The organism is Saccharopolyspora hirsuta, from assembly GCF_008630535.1.
GTDB lineage: Bacteria > Actinomycetota > Actinomycetes > Mycobacteriales > Pseudonocardiaceae > Saccharopolyspora > Saccharopolyspora hirsuta.
This window is the reverse complement of the sequence record NZ_VWPH01000014.1, coordinates 162,260-182,654: the sequence shown is the minus strand read 5'-3', so window position 1 is coordinate 182,654 and position 20,395 is coordinate 162,260. Positions and strand designations below refer to the sequence as shown.

Sequence of the window (20,395 nt, the reverse complement as noted above, 5' to 3'; positions counted from 1 at the left end):
CCTGGAGAGCGGCCCGGATGCCTCAGCACCCGGGCCGCTCTGCTGAATCAGGTCAGGCTTCGCAGATCGTGCCCTCCGGAGGCAGTGTTCCGTCGGTGAAGTAGCGGTTCGCGTGGGCGATCACGCAGCGGTTGCCCGCCGACATGTAGAGGCCGTGGTGGACGCCCGGGAACTCGATCACCGTTGAGCCGGGGACGTGGGAGGTCACCTCGCGGGTGGTCAGGCGTTCGTTCGCTCCGGCCGCTCCGAGGATCGGCGGGAGGTTGGTGCCATTCAGCGGGCCTCGCGGGTTGGTGACCTCCGGCCAGCCGAGGCACGTCGTCTGCAGGCCGGGCAGCGCGTGGGGGAAGTCCGGAGCCAGGCGGCGCGCTCGGTCTGCGGCGGCTTCGAACTCCTCGTACGTCCGGTAGGTGAAGCCGTCGGCGCACTGGGTTGCCAGCAGGGCGTTGGGGTGCCACGCCTTTCGGCCCTGGGACGGCAGCGTGAACGCGGTCGCGTCGCCGTTGCGGGCATCGGCGATCGCCTTGTCCAGCTCGGCGTAGCGGGCCACGCTGAGGAACGGCTGCATCGCGTTCTCCAGGTCGAAGGCGCTGTAGCTGAGGTCGGTTCCCGCGACCGGGATCGGGTGGCGGTCGGCCTCGGCGAGCAAGGTCCGCCAGACCGCGCGCACGTCCTGGCCGTGCATGCTGCAGCTGTCCGTCTCATCGCACCAGGTCACGAAGCGGTTGAACAGATCAGTGCGCTCCGCCGCCCGCAACTCGTCCGCGCGTGCGTCGTCGGCCGTGTGGTTGACGATGCTGTCCAGGAACATCGTGCGCACGTTCTGCGGGAACAGCCGTGCGTAGGACGCTCCGATCACGCCGCCGTAGGACTGGCCGAAGTAGTTCAGCTGGTCCTCGCCGAGCGCTTCGCGGATAGCGTCGAGGTCTCGGGCGTGCGAGGCGGAGTCCATGTTGGCGTAGAGCTCGGGCGCGAGCTCGCGGCAGCGGTCGGCCACCGCCGCGTTCTCCGCCGCCTTGGCGTCGAACTCGGCTTGGTTGCGCGGGAAGCTGAACTCCGGGCCGGTCGTGGCGCAGGCCTCCTGCTGCGCTCCGGTCCAGGTCGGCCAGGAGCCTCGGGGCTCCCAGGTCACCACGTCGAAGCGGGTCCGCAGGTCGGTGACGTTCTCGGCACCGGCCGCGAGGTCCTCGATGCCGGATGCGCCGGGGCCACCGGGGTTGAACACCACCGATCCCAACCGCTGCGCCGGGTCGGTGCTGGGCAGCCGCGCTATTCGCAGCGACGTCTTCGCCCCGTCCGGGGCGTCCCAGTCGACCGGGACCTCCACGGACGCGCACTCGTAGCCGGGCGGCCCACCGCACGGTTCCCACGCCAGCTGCTGCTCCGCCGTCGCGGATGCGCACCCGGTCAAGCAGAGCGCTGCCAGACCGGCGATAACGATTCGTTTCATTCCCTTTCCTCCCAAGCAGTTCTGGTCCGTTCAGGAGGAAAAGCTAGGTGTGGCAATCGGATCGGACATCTGCCTCGGGGCATATCTTCACACGTCGTCCCACGTGACCAGACCGTGCCGGTGCGCGTAGATCACCGCCTGGACGCGGGTGGCCAGGCCGAGCTTGGCGAGGATGCGCGCAACGTGGATCTTCACCGTGCCCGGGGCGATGTGCAGGACTCCGGCGATCTCCGCGTTGCTGAGGCCGCGCGCGAGCTCGACCAGCACCTCCCGCTCCCGCGCGGTCAGCTCGTCGAGCTCCGCCGTGGCCGGTCGCGGCGACGTGGCCGCGAAGCGGTGCACCAGGCGGCGGGTCACCTGCGGGTCGATCAGCCCCTGCCCGCGCTCCGCGGCCCGGACGGCCTCGACGAACAGCGCCGGGTCGCTGTCCTTGAGCAGGAAGCCGACCGCGCCCGCCTGCAGCGCGCCGAACAGGTACTCGTCCAGGTCGAACGTGGTCAGCGCGATGACCGCCGGGCACGGGGTGAGCGACATCAGCCGCCGGATCGCGGCCAGGCCGTCCATGCGCGGCATGCGGATGTCGGTGAGCACCACGTCGGGCTTGCGGCGTTCGGCCAGCGCGACGAGATCTGCCCCGTCCACCGCCGCGCCGATCACCTCGATGTCGGGTTCTCCGGTCAGCAGCATCCGGAGGCCGTCGCGCGTCGGTGCCTGGTCGTCGGCGATCAGCACCCTGGTCATGCCGCTCCTCCGCGCGTCGGGATCCGGGCGCGCACCCGCCAGCCGTGCGGATCGCGCGGCCCCGCGGCGAAGCTGCCGCCGAGGGACTCCACGCGCTCCCGCATGCCGCGCAACCCGCGCCCATCGGTGTTGGGCGGACCACCGCCGCCATCGTCGTCCACTGTGATCACCAGATCGTCCTCGCCGTCCTCGACGCGCACATCGGCCTCCTCGGCGCCGGAATGCCTGGTCACGTTGGTCAGCGCCTCCTGCACGATGCGGTAGGCGCAGTGCCGGACGTCGCGGGGGAGATCTGCTGGCAGGGTGCCGTGCAGGTTGATCCGCGGGCCGGGCAGCCTGGCCACGAGCGCGTTCAGGTCGGGTGGTTCCTCGTTGTCGTCCAGGAGCTGGCGGATCTCCTGCAGCGCTTCGCCGGACAGCTCCGCGATGGTGGTCAGCGCGCGGTCCGCCTCCGCGTCGGCGCCCGCGAGCGCCTTGCGGGACCCGACGGCCTGCATCCGGATCGCGCTCAGGTGGTGCCCGACGACGTCGTGCACGTCGCGGGCGAGCTGGGCGCGTTCCTCCGCCCAAGCCTGCCTGACCTGCGCTTCTCGGAGCCGCGCCAGCTGCTCGGCGCGGCTCTTCTGCAACCGCAGCGCGTACCCGAGCGCGACGGGCGCGACAGCGGTGCCAGCGACGGCGAGCAGGTCCAGCGGCTGCAGCGGCTCGTAGGCCAGCACGATGTTGAACAGCAGCCAGATGATCGCGCCGACGGCGAGCACCAGTCGACGCCCCTCCCGGCGGTACGCGGCTGAGCCGATAGTGGCCAGCGCCACCACCACGCCGGTCTGCGGCTGGTCCAGCACGACGCCGAGGCTCACCACGCCTGCGGAAGCCGCTGCGGCGGTCAGCGGGACTCGGCGGCGGAAGGCCAGCGGCGCGCAAGCCCCGAGCACGAGCAGCACCCACGTCGGGCCGAGGGAACCGATGTCCGCGGTGGCATCGAGCAGCGGCAGGCAGAGCGAGACCGCAGCGGCCAGGGCCGCGAGCAGGACGTCCTGGGTGCGATCGGTCAGCCGCCGCCACCAGCGCACAACATCACGCATCCCGCCAGCATCGCCGAAGACCCGAGCCGGGCACATCTGCCGGACGGGATACGCGGTCGACTTCCCGCGAAAACGCCAGTGCACGCGCCGATTCCGGGCGAGAATCGGCGCGATGGGAACAGCTGGGGGAGAATGCGTCGGAGTCGTGGTGCTGGTCGGTGCGCTGGTCGCCGGGTGCGGCCTGATCCCGCCCGATGTGCCACCGCAGGTCCAGGACAAGGTGCTCGCGGCGCTGCGCCCGGTGGCCCCGCACGTCGAGGTGGAGTTCCAGGGCACCGACTGCCGGTCGAGCATCGCCGACATCCACAAACCGTGGTACTGGCATGCTTCCGCCGAACTGCAAGGCGATCCGAAGCAGCTGTCAGAAGCGCTGATCGAGGCGGGCATGCGTGCGGGCTGGCAGCCCTACACGCCGAGCGAGCCCGACGGCGCGGTGCTGGTGAGCGTCAGCCCGGACGAGCGGAGCCGGGCCCCGGAATCCACCGACCTCGCGCTGTGGGCGCTTCCCCGCCCCGGCGGGCTCAGCATCGAGGTCGTCTCGGAGACCTCGTGCAAGGTCGACGACCACGGACGGTCCCCGATCAGCGCGGAGTTCAACGGTCCGCAGTGGACCGAAGTGCAGCGTCGCACGCTGGAGGACGGGGTTGCGGAGGGGCGGGCCGCTGCCTACTCGTTCGCCGCGGCGTCGGGAGTTCCCGCGCCGTCGTTCGAGCCGATCGGTTGGGAGCGGTTCGACCCGCCCAGCTGCCGTGATGACCGGGGGAGGACGGGCTCGGCTGGAGCAAGTCCCTCGGGGAGCCGACCGGCTGGGAGGTGCGGGGCGATATCGGCGGAACCGTCGAACGGCTGCGCGCCGCCGCTGGGCCGGACTGGCGGTTCGAGGTCCGGGAGGGGGCGGTCGACGGATCGGCCCGGTGGGCGGAAGTCGACTACCGCCCGGCCGAAACCGGACCGGGCTCGCCGACGCTGAGCATGGTGTTCGTGGCCGGGAGGGACGGGCAGATCTCGATCCGCGGGGAGCTGCGCGCCTCGTGCGTCCCGCCGCTCTTCTGACCAGCGGTGCTACCGTCCAGTAACATGCGAGAGGTCACCCGCTTCGCCGAACTGGACGCCGCGCTCGACTCGTTCTGACCCGACCGATGACCTTCGCCCGCCGCGGTGGTCTGCACTGCAGGTTCCTCGGTTCGAGCGGAAGGGGTTCGTCGATGTCCCGGATCATCTACTCGGTCGTGTCCTCGCTGGACGGCTACAACACCGACGCCCAGGGCGACTACTCCTGGGCCTACCCGGGCGAGGAGGTCATCGCGGCGATCAACGCGGACATGGGCGAGGTGAGCACCTACCTCTACGGGCGGCGGATCTACGAGGAGATGGCGGGCTGGGAGACCGACCCCGCCTTCGCCGCCCAAACCCCGGAGTCGGCGGTGTTCGCGGCCACCTGGCAGGCCGCGCAGAAGATCGTCTTCTCCGCCACCCTCCCCGAGGTCTGGACGGAGCGCACCAGGCTGGAGCGGGAGCTGACGCCCGAGGTGGTGGAGCAGGCCCGGTCGGAAGCGCCCGGGGACCTGACGGTGGAAGGACCGACCCTGGCCCACAGCGCCCTCCGGCTCGGCCTCGTCGACGTGGTCCAGCTCCTGATCTGCCCCGTCGTCGTCGGAGGAGGCGCACCGGTCCTGCCGGACGGGCTCCGCATCGACCTCGCCCTGGAGCGGGAGCGCCGCTTCAGCAACGGGATGGTGCAGCTCACCTACGCCGTTCGGTAGGTCGTCGATGCGTGCAGCGGGCTTCCAGGGGCGGTCTCCCGTTCGCCTGAGCGATGCTCAGCGGATGGTGGCGCCGTAGACGCGCTCGACAGCCATGGTGATCAGCACCCGCCGGTCAGCCACCATCACCGACCGGTACTCGTCCCAGTCCGGGTGCTCGCCCGCGGCGCGCCGGTAGTAGTCCACCAGCGCCCCGACCTCGGGCCCGTGCGGATCGGTGCCCGGCCCGGTGAGCGTCACCGAACCCTCGGCGGTGGCCCAGGACAACCCGTCGGAGCTGGTGACCTCCAGCGCGGCCCGCGGATCCCGGCGCAGGTTCGCCGTCTTGGCCAACCCCTCCGACGTCGAGATGAGCAGGACCTCGGCCTGCGGGTCGTAGTAGGGCATGACGGGGGAGAGCTGCGGCAGCCCGCTGGACTTGATCGTGGCGAGCACGCCGAGTCGGCTCTCCGCGAGCAACTCGCGCGGATCGAACGGGGAAGCGGTCATGATCGCCCTCCTGGCAGGTGCGCAACGCCTCGACCATCGCCCCGCAGCGGTCGCCGCGCCCGGCCGAGACCCGAACGTTCACACCCAGGAACCCGCTTCACCGACGAGATGTTCCGCGCACGAAGAAGGGGGCTGATCCGAAGTGGATCAACCCCCACCGCTCGTGCGCCCCCAGCAGGACTCGAACCTGCGACCTAAGGATTAGAAGTCCTTTGCTCTATCCAGCTGAGCTATGGGGGCATGTTCCGCTGAGCTGCAAGCATGCAGGGTAGCGGTACGCGGTCGGGCCCGTGGCATCGACGCCGCACCGTTGCCGAGCCGGTACCGAACGGCAAGCTGATCGACAACCGGAACCGTAACGGCGAACGTTACCGCAGGTCAGGACTTGGGAAGGCGGTGCAACGCCGCCGTGGTCAACCCGAACAGGTGGTCGGTGGTGTCCGCGGCGGAGGCGTCCCGGAGGGTCAGCATGGTCAGCAGGGAGCGGTCCGGTCCGAGCTCGGTGGCCGCCGTGCACGTCTGGTGCGCGTCGACCAGTTCGCAGTACAGCCACGCCGATCGGCCCTCGACCTCGACCGCCACCCCGCGCGGCTGGCGCTCGGCGACCACCCGGAGCGGGTCGTAGAAGCCCGCCGCGGCGGCGTTCTCCGGTCCGCTGGTCAGCGCGTGGGAGCACGCGCCCGGCACCGGCTGGTCCGGGTGGGGCGGGCCCACGGGGCCGCCGAGCGCCGCCAGGTCCTGCGGGGTCAGCAGGGTGCACGGGTCGATCCCGGCCGCATCGCGCGGGGACGTGACGTTGGTCTGACCGGCGGAGCTCGTCGTCGGTTCGTCGCGGAACCCGGCGGCCGGAACCGGCTCGCCGGGCACCGGCGGGGAACAGGCGGTGGCGGTGCACAGGAGCAGCATCGGCGCCATGAGCGCACAGCGACGGACGACGGTCACGGCGTAACCGTAGCGGTCGCCCCGGTCGGAGATCACGCGTCGACCGGGCGGCCTGCGAACTGAATGATTCAAATCGGCGGTTACGCTCGGTTTGTGCCACCCGAGACCGCTCTGGAAAACGAACCGGCACGGCGCGGCCCGTCCAGCTCCGTGGGCGTGCTGATCGTCACCGCCGCAGTGCTGGCGGCCATCGTCGCCGCCGCGCTCACCGCTCTCTCCGCAGGCGCTTCCTACGCCCTGCTGGGGTTGCCGGATCCGGGGCCGCTGACGCAGTACGGGTTGCCGGTCGTCCGGGTGATCGCCGAATCCGGCGCGGTCGTGTGCATCGGGTCGCTGCTGTTCGCCGCGTTCTGCATCCCCGCGCAGCGCTCGGGAGCGCTGGCCGCGGACGGGTACGCCGCGGTCCGCACGGCGGGCTGGGCGGCCGCCGTGTGGTGCGTGGGTGCGGTCCTGGTGGTGCCGTTCCTCGCCGCTGACGCCACCGGGCGGCCGGTCGGCGACGTGCTCAACACCGAGGTCCTGTTCGGCCTGGTGGACGCGCTGGAGCAGGCCAAGGCGTGGCTGATCACCGCGGTCGTCGCGTTCGTGGTCGTGCTGGCCTGCCGGACCGTGCTGTCGTGGGGCTGGACGGTGGTCACCTTCGGCCTGAGCCTGCTGGCCCTGTTCCCGGTGGTCGCCACCGGTCACTCCGCTTCCGGCGGTTCGCACGACGTCGCCACCAACAGCCTGCTGTTCCACCTCTTCGGCGCGGCGCTGTGGGTCGGCGGCCTGGTCGCGCTGGTGGCGCACGCCGCCCGCCGGGGCGCGCACCTGCCGGTGGTCGCGCGGCGGTACTCGCTGATCGCGCTGGTGTCGTGGGTGGCGATGGCGCTGTCCGGGTTGATCAACGCGTTCGTGCGGATGACCCCGGAGCAGCTGTTCACCACCACCTACGGCCTGCTGATGCTGCTCAAGATCGCCGCTCTGGTGGTGCTCGGCGTCTTCGGCTACTTCCAGCGGCGCAGCGCGGTGCAGCGCATCGAGGAGCGCGCCGGGGTGGCCGCGCTGCTGCGCCTCGGCGCGGTCGAGGCGCTGGTCATGTTCGCCACGATCGGCATCGCCGTCGCGCTCGGGCGCACCCCGCCGCCGGACGGGGTGACCAGGGACATCCCGGACCGGGCCGAGCTGCTGATCGGCTACCCGCTGCCGGAGCCGCCGACCGCGTTCCGGCTGCTGTTCGACGGCCGGTTCGACCTGGTCTACGGCACGCTCGCGCTGGCCTTGGCCGCGCTGTACCTGCTGGGCGTGCGCCGGTTGCGGCAGCGCGGCGACAGCTGGCCGGTCGGGCGGACCATCGCCTGGCTGTGCGGCTGCGCGACGCTGCTGGTGGCGACCTCGTCCGGGATCGGCAAGTACGCGCCCGCGGTGTTCAGCGTGCACATGGGCCAGCACATGCTGCTGTCCATGCTGGCGCCGGTGTTCCTGGTGCTGGCCGGTCCGACGTCGCTGGCGCTGCGGGTGTTCAAGCCCGCGGGCAAGGAGCAGCCGCCGGGGCCGCGGGAGTGGCTGCTGGCCTTCGTGCACTCGCCGGTCACGCGGGTGCTGACCAACCCGATCGTCGCCCTGGTGCTGTTCGTGGGCTCGTTCTACGCCCTGTACTTCACCGGCCTGTTCGACGTCGCGCTGACGCAGCACTGGGCGCACCTGGCGATGAACGCGCACTTCCTGCTGGTCGGCTACATCTTCTACTGGCCGGTGATCGGCGTGGACCCGGCGCCGCGGCCGCTGCCGCCGATGGGCAAGGTCGGGCTGGTCTTCGCCTCCATGCCGTTCCACGCCTTCTTCGGGATCGCGCTGATGATGTCCTCCACCGTGATCGGCGGGGACTTCTACCGCGGCCTCGACCTGGGGTGGATGACCGACCTGCTCGCCGACCAGCGGCTGGGCGGCGGGCTGGCGTGGGCGTCCGGCGAGGTCCCGCTGGTGGTGGTGATGCTCGCGCTGCTGGTCCAGTGGTCGCGGGCGGACAACCGCGCCGCGCGCAGGATCGACCGGAAGGCCGATGCGGACGGCGACGCGGAGCTGAACGCCTACAACGAGATGCTCAGACGACTCGCCGAGAAGGACAACCAGCGGAGTAGTTGACCTGGCCGATCGGCCGGAATCCGCACGGAGGGTGGTAAATCCGTCGCGCTGAGTGGCGATCTTCCGGCAACCTCGGGTGGTGGCCGGAGGACCGGCCGCGAATTCCCGAGGCAGCAGCGCCGGTCGAGCGCTGCGCGGAACGGAGGGCGACGGAGATGTTCGAGACCCAGGTGACCGTGGTCGGCTACGTCATCACGGAACCGGTCGTACGCGAGACCGCGGGCGGCAACCGGCTGGTCAGCTTCCGGGTGGCGGCCACCTCGCGCCGGTTCGACCAGGGGACCGCCCAGTGGGTCGACGGCGACCGCTTCCTCACCACGGTGAACTGCTGGCGGCGGCTCGCCGACGGGGTGGCCGGGGCGCTGACCAAGGGCGATCCGGTGGTGGCCACCGGTCGGCTGCGCACCCGCGAGTACGAGTCGGGCGGGCAGTGGCGCACCGCCGTCGAGGTGGAGGCGAGCGCGGTCGGGCTGGACCTGGCGCGCGCGGAGCCACCGCCCCAGGCCGAGGTGCGGGCGCTGGCACCCGCGGGCGTTGCGTCACCTGGCGGTTGACCGCCGCTGTCGGAGCAGGAATGCCGACGAGGCGGAGTGATGAGCGACTTTGGGAGCGGTTGGGACACATCTCAACCGCACCTCAGGGGACCGTGACGCAACTCAGCCACAAGAAGCCTCGAAACCGCCAGACGAACAGCGAACACGACCACCTGTGCGAATCGCGGAGAGGCGGGACAGTGATCGACCGGGCACCGCTTGGGGACCGCGTGCGCGGGCCGACACGGGCCGCAACTACGATTCGGGGTATGGCCGAGTTCATTTACACCATGAAAAACGTGCGCAAGACGCATGGTGACAAGGTCATCCTCGACAACGCGACGATCCAGTTCTACCCGGGCGCCAAGATCGGCGTCGTCGGGCCGAATGGGGCTGGCAAGTCGACCGTGCTGCGCATCATGGCGGGACTCGACCAGCCGAACAACGGCGAAGCGTTCCTGTCGCCGGGCTACACGGTCGGCATCATGCAGCAGGAACCTCCGCTCAACGAGGAGAAGACGGTCCTCGGCAACGTCGAGGAGGGCGTCGGGGAGATCAAGCAGAAGCTCAACCGCTTCAACGAGATCGCCGAGCAGCTCGCGACCGACTACTCCGACGAGCTGATGGAGGAGATGGGCAAGCTCCAGGAGGACCTGGACCACGCCGACGCGTGGGAGCTGGACTCCCAGCTGGAGCAGGCGATGGACGCGCTGCGGTGCCCGCCGCCGGACGCGGAGGTCAAGAACCTCTCCGGTGGTGAGCGCCGCCGGGTCGCCCTGTGCAAGCTGCTGCTGAGCAAGCCGGACCTGCTGCTGCTCGACGAGCCGACCAACCACCTGGACGCCGAGAGCGTGCTGTGGCTGGAGCAGTTCCTCGCCAACTACCCGGGCGCCGTGCTCGCCGTGACCCACGACCGGTACTTCCTGGACAACGTCGCCGGCTGGATCCTGGAGCTGGACCGCGGTCGGACCTTCCCGTACGAGGGCAACTACTCGACGTACCTGGAGAAGAAGGCCGAGCGGCTGGCGGTCCAGGGCAAGCGGGACGCCAAGCTGCAGAAGCGCCTCAAGGACGAGCTGGAGTGGGTCCGCTCCAACGCCAAGGCCCGCCAGACCAAGTCGCGGTCCCGGTTGAACCGCTACGAGGAGATGGCCGCCGAGGCGGAGAAGACCCGCAAGCTCGACTTCGAGGAGATCCAGATCCCGCCGGGCCCGCGGATGGGCAACGTCGTGGTCGAGGTGGAGAACCTCAAGAAGGGCTTCGACGAGCTGCTCATCGACGACCTGTCGTTCACCCTGCCGCGCAACGGCATCGTGGGCGTGATCGGTCCGAACGGTGTCGGCAAGACGACGCTGTTCAAGACCATCGTGGGTCTGGAGGAGCCGGACTCGGGCACGGTCAAGATCGGCGACACCGTCAAGCTGTCCTACGTGGACCAGAACCGGGCGAACATCGACCCGGAGAAGACCGTGTGGCAGGTCGTCTCCGACGGGCTGGACTACATCCAGGTCGGCCAGGTCGAGATGCCGTCGCGCGCTTACGTGAGCGCGTTCGGCTTCAAGGGCCCGGACCAGCAGAAGCCGGCGGGCGTGCTCTCTGGTGGTGAGCGCAACCGGCTGAACCTGGCGTTGACGCTCAAGAAGGGCGGCAACCTGATCCTGCTGGACGAGCCGACCAACGACCTGGACGTGGAGACCCTCAGCTCGCTGGAGAACGCGCTCGAGCAGTTCCCCGGCTGCGCCGTGGTCATCTCCCACGACCGCTGGTTCCTGGACCGCGTCGCCACCCACATCCTCGCCTGGGAGGGCGATGAGGAGAACCCGGCGAAGTGGTTCTGGTTCGAGGGCAACTTCGAGGGCTACGAGCAGAACAAGATCGATAGGCTGGGCGCGGAAGCGGCCCGTCCGCACCGAGTGACGCACCGCAAACTGACCCGGGGCTGAACGGAGGCGCCTTGGCGAGCGTGTCCGGTCCACCACACCCAGGCTCGGCGCAAGGACTCCTCGAACCCGCGCACCAGATGCGGTGGAGGGTCCCCGAGCTCGCGTTGGTGCTCAGCGATCGCGCTGTCGCGCTCGCCAGGCGCGCCGGTGACCAGGCGGCACGGCTGCGCGCGGAAGCGCTCGCCCTGTTCGCCTCGAACCGGTTGGGGCGAGGTGTCCCGGCCACCGGCCGGGCCCTCGCCGCGGTCCGCGACGCGGAATCGGCGGGCGACGCCGAGGTGACCGCCGAGCTGCGGGTCGAGCTGGCGTGGTGCGCGTGCGCCGCGGGCAGCCCGGAGGTCGCGGCCCGCATCCTGCGGCCGGTGCTGGAGCAGGAGCGGATCGAACCGTCGTTGCGGGCGCACGCGCTGCTGGCGCTGGCGGCCTCGATGCCGGTGCGCGAGCAGGGCGGTGCGCGGACCGAGGCGCTGGACGAGGCCGAACGGCTGTACGGCGCGGGGGAGAGCAACCGGGACACCGCCCGGCTGCTCAGGGCCCGGGTCTGCGCGGCCCGCGCTGGGCACCACCGTCGGCTGGGTGAGTTCGCCGAGGCGACAGAGGTCGCCGACGCGGGTCTGGAGCTGCTCGGCGAGCTCGGCGATCCGGCGGCCGACAGCGGTGAGATCCGGACCTGCCTGGTGCTGGAGCGGGTGCAGTCGCTGCTGGAGCTCGGCCACCGGCTCGAGGCCGTCGAGGCCGCTGAGCGGGTGCTGGCCGAGCCGGTGCGCGCTGCTGCGGCCGGACCGGTCGGCTGGTTGGGGCTGGCACTGGCCACGCGGGTGCACCTGCCCAACGGCGACCACGCGGCGGCGCTGCGGGTGCTCGGTGACACGGCCGCCATCTCCGAGCGGCACAAGCTCGACGGTCTGCTGGCCGAAGCGCTCAACACCCTGTCCCAGGTGCACGAACGCGGGGCGGAGTTCGCCGAGGCCCTGCGCGCCCTGCGCGGCGCGTACGCGGCCGACCGGCGGTGGCGCGCTGCGGTGCACCACGCGCGGGTCCGGCTGCTCGCCGAGTACCCGGAGCTCGCGGAGTGCGTGACCGTGCCCCGGCAGTCGAGGGGACCGCAGTCGGCACCGCCCGAAGCGGGTCCGCCGGACGTTCCCCCGCCTGGCCCGCAGCCAGCGCCGGAGGCCGCGGACGAGCAGCAGCCCCGAGCCGTCGAACCCCGGACGGTCGAGGTCCCGCACTCCGAAGTCCAGTCGGCTGAGGCCAGCGGGGCCGAAAGCCCGTTCCCCAGTGCTGAGTCGGTTGAGGCTGGAGGGGCCGAAGTTCGAGGGGCTCGGGTCGAGCTGGCCGAGGCAGGAGCGGGCGAGGGGCGACCCGACGTCCAGGCCGAAGACCGGTGGTTCCCCGAGATCGCGTCGGCTGAGGCCCGGGGTGACGACGGTCAAGGAGCCCCCGAATCCCAGCCCGCAGAGGTTCAGCGCCCCGAGGTTGAGTCTGCTGAGGCCCGAGGGGCTGAAGATACCGGGAGTGCTCAGCTCGAAGCGGCCGAGCCGGACGCCGTCGCTTCGGGGCCGGAGCTGCCCAAGCCGCGGCCGGAGTCCGACGACGCGGCCGACGCGGCCCGCCGACTGATGGAGTCGCTCACCAACCGGGCCGCTGAGCTGCGCGAAGAGCGCCGCCAGCGGCAGGAGGCGAGCAGGTCGCGAACTCCGGACGAACCGACCGTGGTGTTCGACTCCGCGCTGCTCGACGACCTGACGACCAGCACGCACCAGGAGTCCGGCGTGCTGGCGGACTCCGCCGAGCCGGAACCGGCCGGGGAGACCAGCGGCCGGTCCGACTGGTGGCCCCCGGAGCTCCGGGACCAACCGCCCGGCGAGGAGGACACCCACCCCGACCTGCCCGTCGCATCGGAACCGCTGCTCGGGTGGCAGACCGAACCCGAGCCCGACCCGGAACCGGCGCCGCCGGGTGGCGCGGACGCCACCGCGATCCTGCCGGTCGTCGAGCCGGAAACGACCGCGGACCGGCACCCCGAGGAGCGCGCGCCGAGGCACGGCACACCGGAGCCGGTCAGCACCGAAGCCGCCGAGGACGAGCAGCGCGAACCGTCCGGGAGCAGCGCCGACCAGGTCGAGGAGAACGGCGGTCGGCGGTCGCGCGGCCGGTCGCTGGCCGAGATCCGGGCGAGCCTCCAGCTGCCCGAGCAGCCGCGCGGCGGTCGCCGCCGGGCCCGGAGGCGCGCCGAGCCGGACGAGCCCGAGGCGGCGGAGGCGGTCGCCCGGCACCGCCAACCGGACCAGACCCCGGAAGCCCCGGAGCCACCGCAGGCGGAGCTCCCAGACCAGGACACCCAGCCGAACCTCCCGGTTCCGGAACCGGAGCCCGCGGCCGATCCGGGGGTCCCGGAGAAGGTTGGCCTCGCCGAGCTGCTCACCGAGGCGCTGCTGGCCTACGAGACCGGCCGCCGCGGCGAGGCGGAGGCCGGGGCGACCCGCTCGGGGCGGCACAGCGAAGCGCATGTGTCCGGGATCACCGAGCCTTCCCGGCTTTCCCAGACGGCATTCACGTCCACATCGGACGATCGCGGATCCGGTGCGGTGGCGCGGCACCGGCGACCGGGAATCGATGCTGCGGCGACGGATCCGCTGTTCTGAAACGTCCAGGTCATCGATCATTGTGCGGCTCTTCACGCACAAGACCGCTGGGCCGCCCTCCGGCGGTCGCCGGGAGTGGCAGTCTTATGGTGGAACCTGTGGGCACAAAGAGGTGCCGTCAAGCGTGGAGCTGCCTGAAGATGACCTCGAATCCCGGACAGTTGAAGACCGGACGACCGCAGACCGATGGGGAGGACTCGGCTGGGGAGCGATCCGAGAACCCCGAACTCGTCAAGAGCCGCCTGCTGGACCGGGCGGCGGAGAACGCGCCCGAGCTGGCCGAGCTGCTTCGCGCCTACTACCGGCACGTCCCGGCCGAGGAGCTGGTCGACGACGAGCCGACCGACCTGATCGGGGCGCTCCGGTCGCACCACAGGCTGGCCGCGACGCGGGTCGCCGGTCGACCGCTGGTGCAGATCTTCAACCCGACCCGGGCCGACGACGGCTGGGAGAGCCAGGCCACGGTGGTGCAGATCGTCACCGACGACTCGCCGTACCTGGTCGACTCGGTGATCGCCGAACTCGGCCGCGACGGCGCTGAGGTGCAGCGCATCATCCACCCGATCATCGCGGTGCGCCGCGACGTCGCCGGTGAGCTGCAGGAGGTGCTGCCCGGCGCCGACCCGGCCGCGCCGCCCGCCGACTCGATGGCCGAGAGCTGGATGTTCGTCGAGGTGGACCGGGTCACCGACGCGGAGCGGCTGGAGGTCCTCGAACACGGCCTGACCGGCGTGCTCAACGACGTGCGCGAGGTCGTCGAGGACACCGAGCGGATGCACGCCACCGCCCGCGCGCTGGCCGACGAGCTGGAGCAGAACCCGCCGCCGCTGCCCGCCGCCGACGTGCACGACGGCGCCGGGCTGCTGCGCTGGCTGGCCGACGGGCACTTCACCTTCCTCGGGTACCGGCACTACGAGCTGGTCGCCGAGGACGGCGCCGACCCGGCGCTGCAGGCCGTGCTGGCCTCCGGTCTCGGCGTGCTGCGCGGCGACAGCGTCGCGGCCCGCAGCCTCGCCACCTGGCCGGACGCCCGCGCCAGCGCGCTGTCGCCGGAGCTGCTGGTGCTCACCCAGGCCAGCGAACCGTCCACAGTGCACCGTCCGGTGCACCCGTTCTACGTCGGCGTCAAGACCTTCGACGAGTCCGGTGCGGTGACCGGCGAGCACCGCTTCCTGGGCCTGTTCACCACCACGGCGCTGCACGAGAACGTGCTGGACATCCCGTTCATCGAACGCCGGGTGCGCGACGTCATCCACCACGCCGGGTTCCCGATGGAGTCCTACTCGGGTCAGCGGATGCTGGAGGAGATCCAGAACTACCCGCGCACCGAGCTGTTCTCCACGGACACGGACACGCTGCAGGAGACCATCACCGGCGTGCTGGCGCTGGCCGAGCGCCGCAAGCTCAAGCCGTTCCTGCGCCGCGACCCCTACGGCCGCTTCTACTCGGTGCTGGTGTACCTGCCGCGCGACCGCTACACGACGAGCTCGCGGCTGGCCATGCAGGAGGTGCTGCTGGCCGAGCTGGGCGGCACCAGCCTGGAGTACAGCACGCGGGTCGGCGAATCGGCCCTGGCCCGGGTCGCCTTCGTGGTGCACACCGACCCGGAGAACCAGGTCGAGCCGGACCTGGGCCGCATCCAGCGGCGGCTGGACGAGGCCATCCACACCTGGGACGACCGGATGGTGGAGGAGGTCGACGCCGAGCAGTCCGGCAGCAGCCGCGACGGGCTCGCGACCCGCAGCCTGTCGGAGGCCATGAGCCAGCTGGGCCAGCGCTACGCGGCGAGCTTCCCGGAGGCCTACAAGGAGGACTTCACCGCCGCCGAGGGCCTCGCCGACCTGCGGCGACTGGAGTCCCTGTCCGGCCCGAACGACCTGAAGATGTCGTTCTACGCGCCGCGCGACTCCAGCGGCGGGCAGCGCCGGTTCAAGATCTACGTCGGCGGCCGGGTCACCCTGTCCCGGGTGCTGCCGGTGCTGCAGAGCATGGGCGTCGAGGTCGTCGACGAGCGCCCGTACGAGATCTCGCTGGACGGCACCGACCAGCAGCACTGGATCTACGACTTCGGCCTGCGGCTGGACTCGGAGGTGCTGGACACCGTCGACACGCGGCTGCTGGACACGCTGCGCGAGCGCTTCGAGGACGCGTTCCGCGCCGCCTGGCTCGGCGCCGCCGAGGTCGACCGGTTCAACGCGCTGGTGCTGCGCGCCGGGCTGAACTGGCGCCAGGCGTCGGTGCTGCGCGCCTACGCCAAGTACCTGCGCCAGGTCGGCATCGCCTACAGCCAGGACTACATCGAGGACGCGATCCTGGCGCACCGCACCACCACGACCACGCTGGTGCGGCTGTTCGAGACGCGCTTCGACCCGGCGCTGGACGACGCGGACCGCCAGGCCCGCGAGGCGGACCTGGTGGACGAGGTCACCAAGCTAATCGACGAGGTCACCAGCCTCGACGCGGACCGGATCCTGCGCAACTACCTGAGCCTGATCCGGGCCACGCTGCGCACCAACTACTTCGCCGCCGAACCCGGCCGGGAACGCCCCTACCTGGCGTTCAAGCTGGAGCCCAAGGAGATCCCGGGGCTGCCCGAGCCGCGCCCGCAGTTCGAGATCTTCGTGTACTCGCCGTGGGTGGAGGGCGTGCACCTGCGCTACGGCTCGGTCGCGCGCGGCGGGCTGCGCTGGTCGGACCGCCGGGAGGACTTCCGCACCGAGATCCTGGGCCTGGTCAAGGCGCAGGCGGTGAAGAACGCGGTGATCGTGCCGGTCGGCGCGAAGGGCGGCTTCGTGGTCAAGCGGCCGCCGGCGCCCACCGGTGACCCGGTCGCCGACCGCAAGGCGACCCTGGACGAGGGCATCGCCTGCTACCGGATGTTCATCTCCGGCCTGCTGGACCTGACCGACAACCTGGTCGGCGGCGAGGTCGCCCCGCCGCGGGACGTGGTGCGCCACGACGGCGACGACACCTACCTGGTGGTGGCCGCGGACAAGGGCACTGCGACGTTCTCCGACATCGCCAACGACGTGGCCAAGTCCTACGGCTTCTGGCTGGGCGACGCGTTCGCCTCGGGCGGGTCGGTCGGCTACGACCACAAGGCGATGGGCATCACCGCCAAGGGCGCGTGGGAGAGCGTCAAGCGGCACTTCCGCGAGCTGGACGTGGACACCCAGAGCCAGGACTTCACCGTGGTCGGCATCGGCGACATGGCCGGTGACGTGTTCGGCAACGGGATGCTGCTCTCCGAGCACATCAAGCTGGTCGCCGCGTTCAACCACATGCACGTGTTCATCGACCCCGACCCGGACCCCGCGGTGTCCTTCGCCGAGCGCCGCCGATTGTTCGAGCTGCCGCGGTCGACCTGGGACGACTACGACCGCAGCAAGATCAGCGCGGGCGGCGGCGTGTGGTCGCGCTCGCTGAAGTCGATCCCGCTGAACCCGCAGATCCGGCAGGCGCTGGGCATCGACGAGTCGGTGCGGCAGCTGGCCCCGGCCGAGCTGATCAAGAAGATCCTGCTGGCCCCGACCGACCTGCTGTGGAACGGCGGCATCGGCACCTACGTCAAGGCCAGCACCGAGTCGCACGCCGACGTCGGCGACAAGGCCAACGACGCGGTCCGGGTCAACGGCGCGGACCTGCGGGTCAAGGTCGTCGGCGAGGGCGGCAACCTGGGGCTGACCCAGCTGGGCCGGATCGAGTTCGCCCGCGCGGGCGGCAAGGTCAACACCGACGCGCTGGACAACTCCGCCGGGGTGGACTGCTCCGACCACGAGGTCAACATCAAGATCCTGCTGGACCACCTGGTGGCCGACGGCAGGCTGACCGGCGAGCAGCGCAACGAGCTGCTGGCGGACATGACCGACGAGGTCGGCGAGCTGGTGCTCACCGACAACCACCGGCAGAACGCGGTGCTGGGCATCTCGCGGTCGCACGCCGGGCCGATGGTGTCGGTGCACGCCCGCCAGGTGGCCGCGCTGGAGAAGAACGCCGGGCTGGACCGCAAGCTGGAGGCGCTGCCCACCGCCAAGGAGTTCCGGGAGCGGGAGAAGAACGGCGAGGGCCTCAGCTCGCCCGAGCTGGCCACGCTGATGGCGCACGTCAAGCTGTCGCTGAAGCGGGACGTGCTGGCCAGCGCGCTGCCGGACACCGAGGCGTTCAGCAGCCGGTTGCCGGAGTACTTCCCGAAGCCGCTGCAGGAGCGCTACGGCGACGCGATCGCCGCGCACCCGCTGCGCCGCGAGATCATCACGACCCTGCTGGTCAACGAGATGGTCGACGGCGGCGGGATCTCCTTCGCCTACCGGCTGGCCGAGGAGATCAGCGCCTCGACCACCGATGCGGTGCGGGCGTTCGCGGTGGTCACCAACGTCTACGACCTGCACTCGCTGTGGCGGCAGATCGACGCCCTGGGCGGTTCGGTGCCCAGCTCGGTGGCCGACGAGCTGGTCCTGGAGAGCCGCCGCCTGCTGGACCGGGCGGCGCGCTGGATGCTGACCAACCGGCCGCAGCCGCTGGCCATCGGCGCCGAGATCGCCCGCTTCCGGCCGGTGGTCGAGGAGCTGTCCGCCTCGGTGCGCGGGCTGCTGCGCGGCCGGGCGGCCGAGGGCGCCACCGAGATGATCGAGCGGTGGACCGCGGCCGGGGTGCCGGTGGAGCTGGCCGAGCGCGTCGGCACGCTGCTGGACTCCTTCGCGCTGCTGGACATCCGGGAGGTCGCCGAGCTGGCCGAGCGCGATGCCGGGGTGAGCGCCGAGCGCAGTCCGCGGGAGAGCGCGGACCTGTACTACACGCTCGCCGAGCACCTCGACGTGGAGCGGATGCTGCTGGCGGTCAACGAGCTGGAGCGCGGGAACCGGTGGCACTCGCTGGCCCGGTTGGCGTTGCGGGATGATTTCTACGCATCGCTGCGCGCGATCACCATCGACGTCCTGCGGACCAGCGACCCGGGGGACGACTCGGAGCAGAAGATCGCTCACTGGGAGTCGGCCAACGAGTCGCGACTGGCGCGGGCCAACTCGTCGCTGGAGCAGATCAAGAGCTCGGGTCGGCTCGACCTGGCCACGCTCTCGGTGGCCGCGCGCCAGCTGCGCAGCATGGTCCGGTGAGTTGCCGGGTGGCTCGCGGGCGACCGCGAGCCACCCGAACGGCAGGAAGGGAGCTCCCCAGTGGGCGCGTTCGTAGCAGAGGTGGCCCTGCGCTGGTCCGACATGGACGCGTTCGGGCACGTCAACCACGCCCGGACGATCACGCTGCTGGAGGAGGCGCGCGCCGAGCTGCTGTTCACCGAGGCCGAGCGGCAGGGCCTGCTCGGCATGGCCGAGGGCATGGTGGTGGCGCGGGTCGTGATCGACTACCACAGCCCGCTGCTCTACGCGTCGAAGTCCCTGCAGGTGCAGATGTCGGTGCGGGAGCTGAAGGCGGCGTCGTTCATCGTCGACTACACCGCCTACGCGCAGGAAGCGGTGGCCACCGCGGAAACCCTGATGGTGCCCTACGACCTGCAGGCCGGGCGGCCGCGTCGGCTGACCGCGGAGGAGCGCGACTTCTTGGCCGAGTGGCAGCTGGACGCGGTGAAGGCGGAGAACGCCCGTGCCTGAGCTGCGGATGCCCGATGCCGTCGAACGCGAGGACCTGGGCGCGTTCGTGGCCCGAGCGGTGCGCCTGGACGGGCAGGCGCTGGTGCGGTTGCGCAACCGCGCGGACACCGGGCGGTTGGACGTCTGGGCGGCGACGCCGTTCGACGCGCTGTGCACCAGATCCGTTGCGGCCGAGGTGGATCCGGCGGATCTGACGGTGTCCGGCAACGAGCTGCTGGCGACGTTGACGGTGGCGGGCGGCCCGGTGATGGACCCGGGGCAGCCGCGCGATCTGCTGTGGCGCTCGGAGCTGCCGCCGACCTCGGGCTGGCAGCGCGTGGACGACCTCCCGGCGAAGGTCGTCGGCGAGGTGGCAGAGCGCGGCATCGACGTGGCCAAGGACAACGTGGGCCCGAAGGGCACGCCGCCCGCGTCGCTGCTGGACCAGGAGGTCTTCACGGTCTCCGGTGCGGGCTACGAGGTGAAGGTGCCGCTGCGCTGCCTGTTCGTGCTGTCCGGCATGGGTTTCCTGGTCGCCAACCCCCAGGAGTCCGAGATCGTCCGGGTCAGCGCCACCGACGCCTGGCTCCGCCTGGACTCCCGCTACGGCGCGGTCGTCCGCCGCCGCCACGCCCTCCTCCCGCTGCTCGTCTGACGTCCCGCAGACGCGCCGATTTCGCGAGAAACGCCTCCGCGATTTCAATGGAAATCGCAGTCGTCACCCCCGGTCGGTCGCGACTGCGGCCGACCGAAGGAGCCAGGACACGGATCGCACGGCCGTCGTCCCGGTGGTGAGTGCAGAGATTTCTCACGAAATCGGCTCCGGTGCCAACTGGAGGTTGCGTCGAGAACGGTGCCGATTTCGTGAGAAATCGCGCCCGACGGGCAACGTCACCACAAGGTGGATCCGCCTCCGCAGGGAACCGAGGATCCTAAGGACAAGTCTCGCTCACTACCCGAACCGCATCCTTCGGCACGCCAAAGTGACCGATTCCTACCGCCAAAGCACAAGTCCGGCCACAGCCCGGCCTAAGGCCCAGCCCCAAGCCTCCTCCACACCATGCACCCCGCGCTCCTGGTCAGGTGCCGTGAGTGTTT

General features: G+C 71.2%; 14 protein-coding genes and 1 tRNA gene. 9 read left to right on the top strand and 6 right to left on the bottom strand.

The features are described from left to right. Positions 1-52: 52 nt before the first annotated feature. The 3 genes from F1721_RS27600 to F1721_RS27590 all read right to left on the bottom strand — a co-directional run bounded on the left by F1721_RS27600 (position 53) and on the right by F1721_RS27590 (position 3,276). On the bottom strand, positions 53-1,450 hold the full coding sequence (locus tag F1721_RS27600) for an alpha/beta fold hydrolase (RefSeq protein ID WP_150069712.1): 1,398 nt from the start codon (positions 1,448-1,450) through the stop codon (positions 53-55). 87 nt (positions 1,451-1,537) lie between these two features. Then, positions 1,538-2,191, bottom strand: a complete 654-nt coding sequence (locus tag F1721_RS27595) for a response regulator (RefSeq protein WP_150069711.1) — start codon at positions 2,189-2,191, stop codon at positions 1,538-1,540. Then, a complete protein-coding gene (locus F1721_RS27590; RefSeq protein WP_170301622.1) occupies positions 2,188-3,276 on the bottom strand; it encodes a sensor histidine kinase in 1,089 nt (362 codons plus the stop codon). The genes F1721_RS27595 and F1721_RS27590 overlap by 4 nt, the downstream gene beginning before the upstream one ends. Positions 3,277-3,388: 112 nt before the next feature. Between F1721_RS27590 and F1721_RS34605 the strand changes: the two genes are divergently transcribed. Further along, complete coding sequence (locus F1721_RS34605) at positions 3,389-4,246, top strand: hypothetical protein (RefSeq protein ID WP_170301621.1); 858 nt, start codon at positions 3,389-3,391, stop codon at positions 4,244-4,246. 235 nt (positions 4,247-4,481) lie between these two features. Further along, positions 4,482-5,039 (top strand): dihydrofolate reductase family protein, encoded by a 558-nt coding sequence (locus F1721_RS27575; RefSeq protein ID WP_150069707.1) that lies wholly within the window; start codon positions 4,482-4,484, stop codon positions 5,037-5,039. A gap of 57 nt (positions 5,040-5,096) precedes the next feature. Here the strand turns inward: F1721_RS27575 and F1721_RS27570 are convergent, their stop codons facing one another. The 3 genes from F1721_RS27570 to F1721_RS27560 form a co-directional block, all read right to left on the bottom strand. Further along, on the bottom strand, positions 5,097-5,528 hold the full coding sequence (locus tag F1721_RS27570) for a PPOX class F420-dependent oxidoreductase (RefSeq protein ID WP_150069706.1): 432 nt from the start codon (positions 5,526-5,528) through the stop codon (positions 5,097-5,099). Positions 5,529-5,694: 166 nt separating this feature from the next. Beyond that, positions 5,695-5,768: transfer RNA gene (locus tag F1721_RS27565), tRNA-Arg, on the bottom strand. A 138-nt stretch (positions 5,769-5,906) separates the two neighbouring features. Then, positions 5,907-6,470: a DUF3558 family protein gene (locus tag F1721_RS27560; RefSeq protein WP_246155344.1), complete on the bottom strand. Its 564-nt coding sequence runs from the start codon at positions 6,468-6,470 to the stop codon at positions 5,907-5,909. Positions 6,471-6,563: 93 nt separating this feature from the next. Between F1721_RS27560 and F1721_RS27555 the strand changes: the two genes are divergently transcribed. From F1721_RS27555 to F1721_RS27525, 7 genes are all read left to right on the top strand, one after another. Continuing rightward, positions 6,564-8,594 carry a bifunctional copper resistance protein CopD/cytochrome c oxidase assembly protein gene (locus F1721_RS27555; RefSeq protein WP_425474422.1) on the top strand — a complete coding sequence of 677 codons (2,031 nt, stop codon included), beginning with the start codon at positions 6,564-6,566 and terminating at the stop codon, positions 8,592-8,594. Between the two features lie 155 nt (positions 8,595-8,749). Further along, complete coding sequence (gene ssb, locus F1721_RS27550; RefSeq protein ID WP_150069704.1) at positions 8,750-9,148, top strand: single-stranded DNA-binding protein; 399 nt, start codon at positions 8,750-8,752, stop codon at positions 9,146-9,148. A gap of 248 nt (positions 9,149-9,396) precedes the next feature. Next, entirely contained in the window at positions 9,397-11,070 is a 1,674-nt protein-coding gene (gene ettA, locus F1721_RS27545) for an energy-dependent translational throttle protein EttA (protein ID WP_150069703.1), read from the top strand. Positions 11,071-11,177: 107 nt separating this feature from the next. Next, complete coding sequence (locus F1721_RS27540) at positions 11,178-13,715, top strand: hypothetical protein (protein WP_150069702.1); 2,538 nt, start codon at positions 11,178-11,180, stop codon at positions 13,713-13,715. Between the two features lie 140 nt (positions 13,716-13,855). Next, the gene (locus tag F1721_RS27535) at positions 13,856-18,826 is read left to right on the top strand and encodes an NAD-glutamate dehydrogenase (RefSeq protein ID WP_150069701.1); all 4,971 of its coding nucleotides are present in this window, start codon (positions 13,856-13,858) and stop codon (positions 18,824-18,826) included. A gap of 60 nt (positions 18,827-18,886) precedes the next feature. Continuing rightward, positions 18,887-19,318: an acyl-CoA thioesterase gene (locus F1721_RS27530; protein WP_150069700.1), complete on the top strand. Its 432-nt coding sequence runs from the start codon at positions 18,887-18,889 to the stop codon at positions 19,316-19,318. Then, positions 19,311-19,952: a DUF8010 domain-containing protein gene (locus F1721_RS27525; RefSeq protein ID WP_150069699.1), complete on the top strand. Its 642-nt coding sequence runs from the start codon at positions 19,311-19,313 to the stop codon at positions 19,950-19,952. The genes F1721_RS27530 and F1721_RS27525 overlap by 8 nt, the downstream gene beginning before the upstream one ends. The last annotated feature ends 443 nt before the right edge of the window (positions 19,953-20,395 follow it).

What these genes read in the sequence shown, in the direction of transcription:
- F1721_RS27600 (WP_150069712.1), bottom strand. Translation starts at nt 1,450, where the DNA reads ATGAAACGAATCGTTATCGCCGGTCTGGCAGCGCTCTGCTTGACCGGG.
- F1721_RS27595 (WP_150069711.1), bottom strand. Translation starts at nt 2,191, where the DNA reads ATGACCAGGGTGCTGATCGCCGACGACCAGGCACCGACGCGCGACGGC.
- F1721_RS27590 (WP_170301622.1), bottom strand. Translation starts at nt 3,276, where the DNA reads ATGCGTGATGTTGTGCGCTGGTGGCGGCGGCTGACCGATCGCACCCAG.
- F1721_RS34605 (WP_170301621.1), top strand. Translation starts at nt 3,389, where the DNA reads ATGGGAACAGCTGGGGGAGAATGCGTCGGAGTCGTGGTGCTGGTCGGT.
- F1721_RS27575 (WP_150069707.1), top strand. Translation starts at nt 4,482, where the DNA reads ATGTCCCGGATCATCTACTCGGTCGTGTCCTCGCTGGACGGCTACAAC.
- F1721_RS27570 (WP_150069706.1), bottom strand. Translation starts at nt 5,528, where the DNA reads ATGACCGCTTCCCCGTTCGATCCGCGCGAGTTGCTCGCGGAGAGCCGA.
- ssb (WP_150069704.1), top strand. Translation starts at nt 8,750, where the DNA reads ATGTTCGAGACCCAGGTGACCGTGGTCGGCTACGTCATCACGGAACCG.
- ettA (WP_150069703.1), top strand. Translation starts at nt 9,397, where the DNA reads ATGGCCGAGTTCATTTACACCATGAAAAACGTGCGCAAGACGCATGGT.
- F1721_RS27535 (WP_150069701.1), top strand. Translation starts at nt 13,856, where the DNA reads ATGACCTCGAATCCCGGACAGTTGAAGACCGGACGACCGCAGACCGAT.